At 62.7% G+C, this 5,781-nt stretch carries 8 protein-coding genes; all 8 read left to right on the forward strand.

Annotated features, from left to right (window positions below; translation table 11 throughout):
- Window positions 1-520 (forward strand): putative PEP-binding protein (locus VJS90_RS04850; protein ID WP_324119577.1); only part of this gene is annotated, 520 nt, incomplete at its 5' end.
- A gap of 99 nt (window positions 521-619) precedes the next feature.
- Window positions 620-1,615 (forward strand): alpha/beta fold hydrolase, encoded by a 996-nt coding sequence (locus VJS90_RS04855; protein ID WP_324119579.1) that lies wholly within the window; start codon window positions 620-622, stop codon window positions 1,613-1,615.
- A 52-nt stretch (window positions 1,616-1,667) separates the two neighbouring features.
- Window positions 1,668-2,159, forward strand: coding sequence for a ribonuclease E activity regulator RraA (rraA, locus tag VJS90_RS04860; RefSeq protein ID WP_324119581.1), 492 nt, complete (start codon window positions 1,668-1,670; stop codon window positions 2,157-2,159).
- Between the two features lie 26 nt (window positions 2,160-2,185).
- Window positions 2,186-3,181, forward strand: a complete 996-nt coding sequence (locus tag VJS90_RS04865) for a zinc transporter ZntB (RefSeq protein ID WP_324119584.1) — start codon at window positions 2,186-2,188, stop codon at window positions 3,179-3,181.
- Window positions 3,182-3,283: 102 nt separating this feature from the next.
- Window positions 3,284-3,532, forward strand: a complete 249-nt coding sequence (locus VJS90_RS04870) for a CrfX protein (protein WP_324119586.1) — start codon at window positions 3,284-3,286, stop codon at window positions 3,530-3,532.
- Between the two features lie 2 nt (window positions 3,533-3,534).
- Window positions 3,535-4,359 (forward strand): mechanosensitive ion channel family protein, encoded by an 825-nt coding sequence (locus VJS90_RS04875; protein WP_324119588.1) that lies wholly within the window; start codon window positions 3,535-3,537, stop codon window positions 4,357-4,359.
- A 90-nt stretch (window positions 4,360-4,449) separates the two neighbouring features.
- A complete protein-coding gene (gene sigX / locus VJS90_RS04880; RefSeq protein WP_324119590.1) occupies window positions 4,450-5,040 on the forward strand; it encodes an RNA polymerase sigma factor SigX in 591 nt (196 codons plus the stop codon).
- Between the two features lie 110 nt (window positions 5,041-5,150).
- Window positions 5,151-5,781: OmpA family protein (locus tag VJS90_RS04885; RefSeq protein ID WP_324119592.1), on the forward strand; the 631-nt coding region annotated here is incomplete at its 3' end.

The following is a 5,781-nucleotide window of genomic DNA, read 5'->3' on the forward strand; positions in this document are numbered from 1 at the left end:
CGAGCTCGAATGCCGTGCGCTGAAGCGTGTGCGCAACGAGATGGGCCTGACCAACGTCGAGATCATGGTGCCGTTCGTGCGCACCCTGGGCGAGGCCAGCCAGGTGATCGACCTGCTCGCCGAAAACGGCCTGGCCCGCGGCGACAACGGCCTGCGCGTGATCATGATGTGCGAGCTGCCGTCCAACGCGATCCTGGCCGAAGAGTTCCTCGAGTACTTCGACGGCTTCTCGATCGGGTCCAACGACCTGACCCAGCTGACCCTGGGCCTTGACCGCGACTCGGGCATCATCGCCCACCTGTTCGACGAGCGAAATCCCGCGGTCAAGAAGCTGCTGGCCAACGCCATCGCCGCCTGCAACAAGGCCGGCAAGTACATCGGCATCTGTGGGCAGGGCCCGTCCGACCACCCGGACCTCGCCAAGTGGCTGATGGAGCAGGGCATCGAGAGCGTGTCGCTCAACCCCGACTCGGTGCTCGAGACCTGGTTCTTCCTCGCCGAAGGCCAGGCAAACGCCTGATGCGGTGAACGCGGGGGTGGCCGGCCGACGGCCGCCCTTGCCTGGTTTTCCAAGGCGAGCTCCAGCGATGGATGCCGCCTTTTTTTGTGCAATCTTCCTATGTTAAGCAGCAGTACCTTATTTCCCGTCGCCTTGCTCAGCGCCGATCGCCGCGGCGACCTGAGCGAGGACGTCTATCGCATCAAGGCGGGCAACAGCCCCGACCCGAGCGTCGAACTGGCGGTGACCCGTCTGGGCCTGGCCGACCATGGGCGCGCCTCGGGGGTGCCGGTCATCCTCTTGCACGGCAGCTTCTCCAACCGGCGTTTCTGGTACTCGCCCAAAGGCATCGGCCTGGGCGCCTACCTGGCGCGTGCCGGTTTCGATGTGTGGATCCCCGAAATGCGCGGTCACGGCCTGTCGCCGCGCAACCGCAACTGGCGGCACAACCGCGTCGCCGACTATGCCCGCCACGATTTGCCGGTGATTGGTGCGTTCGTCAAGGAAAAGGCCGGCCAGGCACCGCACTGGCTCGGCCATTCGCTCGGTGGCACGACTCTGGCCGCCGCCTTGGGCGGGCGTTACCTGGAAGCCGGCCTGGTCGCCAGCGCGGCGCTGTTCGGCAGCCAGGTCAGCCGGGTGTACTGGCCCTTGAAGGTGCCGCCCGTGGCCTGGAGCAGCCGCTTGTTGCTCAAGCGCTTCGCGCATATTTCCGGCCCGCGGCTCAAGCGCGGTCCCGAGGACGAGCCTATCGGCCTGGCCCTGGAGAGCCTGCGCTGGCATGGCCTGTTCGGGCGTTTTGGCGACAAGAAGGACGATTGGTGGGCAGGCCTTGCCAGCGTCGATGTGCCCCTGCTGGCAGTGGCGGGAGCCGGCGATCATCAGGACCCGGCCTGGGCCTGCCGCAAGCTGTTCGAGCAGGTGGGCAGCGAGCACAAGCAGTTCGTCTGCCTGGGCCGCGAACACGGCTTCGACGCGTTCGGGCACGTCGACATGCTGGTCAGCAAGGCGGCGCAGGCGCAGGTCTGGCCCCTGGTGGCGCGCTGGCTGCGCGACCCTCTGCAGCCTTTGCTGGGCGAGCCGGCGGCGGTTTCGCCAGCGCCGGGTTACAGTTAGGATGCGTGAACCGGCTAGCGCCGACCTTCGTTGTGACTGACAGGAGCTTCCCATGCAGCACTACATAACCCCCGACTTGTGCGATGCCTACCCTGAGCTGGTTCAGGTGCTGGAGCCGATGTTCAGCAATTTCGGCGGCCGTGATTCGTTCGGCGGCCAGATCGTCACCGTCAAGTGCTTCGAGGACAACTCGCGGGTCAAGGAGCAGGCCGAGCTCAACGGCAAGGGCAAGGTGCTGGTCGTCGACGGTGGCGGTTCCCTGCGCTGTGCGCTGCTGGGCGACCTGATCGCCGGAAAAGCCGCCAGCAATGGCTGGGAAGGCCTGGTGATCTACGGTTGCGTGCGCGATGTCGACGTCCTGGCGCAGACCGATGTCGGCGTGCAGGCCTTGGCCAGTCACCCGCTGAAAACCGAAAAACGTGGCCTCGGTGACCTGGATGTGCCGGTGACCTTCGCCGGCGTGACCTTCCGCCCGGGCGAGTACCTGTACGCCGACAACAACGGCGTGATCGTTTCGCCCACCGCGCTGAAAATGCCAGAGTAACGCGCAACCGCGCTGATGGAGTGTTGATGTTCGAGGAAGACAACGCGCAGTGGGGCCTGGTGCATGCCCTGGTGCTCGATGGCGAGGGCGGTGCGCGCACCATTGCGCGCACCGAGCTGGATGATCTGCAATTGCAGCCCGAGCAAAGCCTCTGGTTGCACTGGGACCGCAGTCACCCGCAGACCCGCAGCTGGCTGCTGCGAGAGAGTGGCCTCAGCGAGTTCGCCTGCGAACTGTTGCTCGAGGAAAACACCCGGCCACGGCTGCTGCCGATGGCGGACGAACAGATGCTGCTGTTCTTGCGTGGGGTCAACCTCAATCCTGGCGCCGAGCCCGAGGACATGGTCTCGGTGCGTATCTTCGCGCAAGCGCAGCGGGTGATCTCGTTGCGTCTACGCCCCTTGCGAGCAAGTGACGAGATGCTGCAGCAACTGGCGGAGGGCAGGGGGCCCAAGACCGCCTCCGAACTGCTATTGGTGATGGGCGAACTGTTGACCGAAAAAGTTCAGGCACTGGTCACCGACCTGTCCGAACTGGCTGACGATGAAGAGGAGCGGGCTGAATCCGACGAGCGGTACAAGCCTACCCAGGGTGCCCTGCAGCAGATTCGCCGCCGCGCGGCTGGACTGCGCCGGTTCCTGGCGCCCCAGCGCGACATCTATGCCCAGCTTTCCCGTAACAAATGCAGCTGGTTCGCCGACAATGACGGCGATTACTGGAACGAACTCAACAACAGCCTGATCCGCTACCTCGAAGAGCTCGAACTCACCCGCGAACGCGCGGCGCTGGTCCTCGAGACCGAGGACCGCAAGCGCGCCGAACGCATGAACCGCACCATGTACCGCTTTGGCATCATCACCTGCATCTTCCTGCCGATGAGCTTTCTCACGGGGCTGCTGGGGATCAATGTCGGCGGCATCCCCGGGTCTGACAGCCCCTACGGCTTCCTCTACGCGAGCCTGCTGGTGCTGGGCCTGGCGGTGGGGCAATGGTGGATCTTCCGGCGGCTGCGGTGGGTGTGATTTCGACCCCCGCCGCTCCCGCAGGCAAGGGTGGGTTGCCTCGCTGCGGTGTGACCCGGTGCCTTTGCCTCTCGTCTCTGACTGACATTGCGCGAGGTGCCCATGCACGATCCGTTTGAAGAATCCCTGCGGGACCTGCTCCAGGCTTCACCGTCCGGTAAAGACCGGGACGACGATGCCTGCCTGGGCCGGGTCCTGAAAACCGCCAACCGCCAGGTTGGCGCGGGCGACCTGTTCAGCCTGCTGGGCCGTTGGAGCCAGGCACTGATGATCGCCGTGAACAATGGCTCGGCGCATGTGGCGCCGGTGCGCCGCAAACCTGCCACAGGCAAAGCTGATAAGGCCGATTGAATATGGAACTTGATCTCTGGACCCAGAGCCTGGTCACCGCCATGACCGCCCTATGGACAAAAGTCGCGAATTTCATCCCCAACCTGTTCGGCGCGCTGGTCGTGGTGCTGCTCGGCTTTGTCGTCGCCAAGCTGCTCGATACCCTGTTGTCCAAGCTGCTGGCCAAGGTCGGCCTGGACCGGCTGATGGCCGGTACCGGCCTGACCAAGATGCTCAGCCGGGTGGGCATCCAGGTGCCGATCTCGACCTTGATCGGCAAGATCGTCTATTGGTTCGTGCTGCTTATCTTCCTGGTCTCGGCAGCCGAGTCGCTGGGGCTTGAGCGGGTCTCGGCCACGCTGGACATGCTTGCCCTGTACCTGCCCAAGGTGTTTGGCGCGGCGCTGGTGCTGCTGGCGGGCATCCTCCTGGCGCAGCTGGTCAATGGTCTGGTGCGCGGTGCCGCCGAAGGCATCGGCCTGGACTACGCAGCCGGGGTAGGGCGGATTGCCCAAGGCTTGGTGATCCTGATCGCGATCTCGGTGGCCATCAGCCAGCTCGAGGTCAAGACCGACCTGCTCAACCACGTCATCGTCATCGGGCTGATAACCGTTGGTCTGGCAGTTGCCCTGGCCATGGGCCTTGGAAGCCGCGAAATCGCGGGTCAGATTCTGGCCGGCATTTACGTGCGCGAGCTCTACCAGGTCGGCCAACAGGTCCGGATTGGAGAGGTTGAAGGGCAGATCGAAGAGATCGGTACGGTCAAGACCACGCTGCTCACCGATGATGGCGACCTGGTGTCACTGTCTAACCGGATCCTTCTCGAGCAGCGAGTCAGTAGCCGCTAACCGGGCAAAAGCTGTTAATGTATGCCGCCGCAAAAAATGGCCCGGGTGGGTCTTGCGGCGACATTGACCTGACTGTCGGCCAGATCCGTTTTGAATAAAGTCCACTCGCTGCCTATGCGCTACGACCCACGCGAGCTCACCGACGAAGAGTTGGTGGCGCGTTCGCATGAGGAGCTGTTTCACGTTACCCGCGCCTATGAGGAGCTCATGCGGCGCTACCAGCGGACCCTTTTTAACGTCTGTGCACGTTATTTAGGGAACGACCGGGATGCTGATGATGTCTGTCAGGAGGTGATGCTGAAGGTGCTGTACGGGTTGAAGAACTTCGAGGGCAAATCCAAGTTCAAGACCTGGCTCTACAGCATCACCTACAACGAGTGCATTACCCAGTACCGCAAGGAGCGACGCAAGCGTCGGTTGATGGACGCCTTGAGCCTGGATCCTGTTGAAGAGGCATCCGAGGAGAAGGCGCCAAAGGCTGAAGAAAAAGGCGGGCTGGACAAATGGCTGGTGTATGTGAACCCGATCGATCGGGAAATACTGGTGCTGCGCTTTGTCGCAGAGCTGGAGTTCCAGGAGATCGCAGACATCATGCACATGGGGCTGAGCGCGACGAAGATGCGTTACAAGCGCGCGCTCGACAAGCTCCGGGAGAAATTTGCCGGCCTGACTGAAACTTAGTGGGATGCAAATATCTCTAACCAGTTGGCAAGGTCTGCTAGACTTGCCGACGAGTTGTCCCCCGGATTTTGGTGGGACTGCTTAACTATCACCAGATGGGGATTTAACGGATGAAATTGAAAAACACCTTGGGCTTGGCCATTGGTTCTCTTGTAGCCGCTACTTCGATCGGCGCTCTGGCACAAGGCCAAGGCGCGGTCGAAACCGAGATCTTCTACAAGAAGGAATACTACGACAGCCAGCGCGACTTCAAGAACGACGGTAACCTGTTCGGTGGTTCGATCGGTTACTTCCTGACTGATGATGTCGAGCTGCGTCTTGGCTACGATGAAGTCCACAACGTGCGTGGCGACGACGGCAAGAACATCAAGGGTTCCGATACCGCCCTTGACGCCGTCTACCACTTCAACAACCCGTACGACGCCATCCGTCCGTACGTTTCCGCTGGTTTCTCGCACCAGAGCCTGGGCCAGACCGGCCGTGGCGGTCGTGACCACTCCACCTTCGCCAACGTTGGCGCCGGTGCCAAGTGGTACATCACCGACATGCTGTACGCTCGTGCTGGCGTCGAAGCGCAGTACAACATCGACCAGGGCGACACCGAGTGGGCTCCAAGCGTTGGTGTTGGCCTGAACTTCGGCGGTAGCCCGAAGCAAGCCGCAGCCGCTCCGGCTCCAGTTGCTGAAGTCTGCTCCGACTCCGACAACGACGGCGTTTGCGACAACGTCGACAAGTGCCCAG

Origin of the sequence: Pseudomonas sp. (assembly GCF_035277045.1) — a bacterium.
Taxonomy (GTDB): Bacteria; Pseudomonadota; Gammaproteobacteria; order Pseudomonadales; family Pseudomonadaceae; genus Aquipseudomonas.

Excerpts from the sequence above, each read along its gene's own strand:
- VJS90_RS04855 (WP_324119579.1), top strand. The coding sequence starts at position 620 with ATGTTAAGCAGCAGTACCTTATTTCCCGTCGCCTTGCTCAGCGCCGAT.
- rraA (WP_324119581.1), top strand. The coding sequence starts at position 1,668 with ATGCAGCACTACATAACCCCCGACTTGTGCGATGCCTACCCTGAGCTG.
- VJS90_RS04875 (WP_324119588.1), top strand. The coding sequence starts at position 3,535 with ATGGAACTTGATCTCTGGACCCAGAGCCTGGTCACCGCCATGACCGCC.
- VJS90_RS04865 (WP_324119584.1), top strand. The coding sequence starts at position 2,186 with ATGTTCGAGGAAGACAACGCGCAGTGGGGCCTGGTGCATGCCCTGGTG.
- VJS90_RS04870 (WP_324119586.1), top strand. The coding sequence starts at position 3,284 with ATGCACGATCCGTTTGAAGAATCCCTGCGGGACCTGCTCCAGGCTTCA.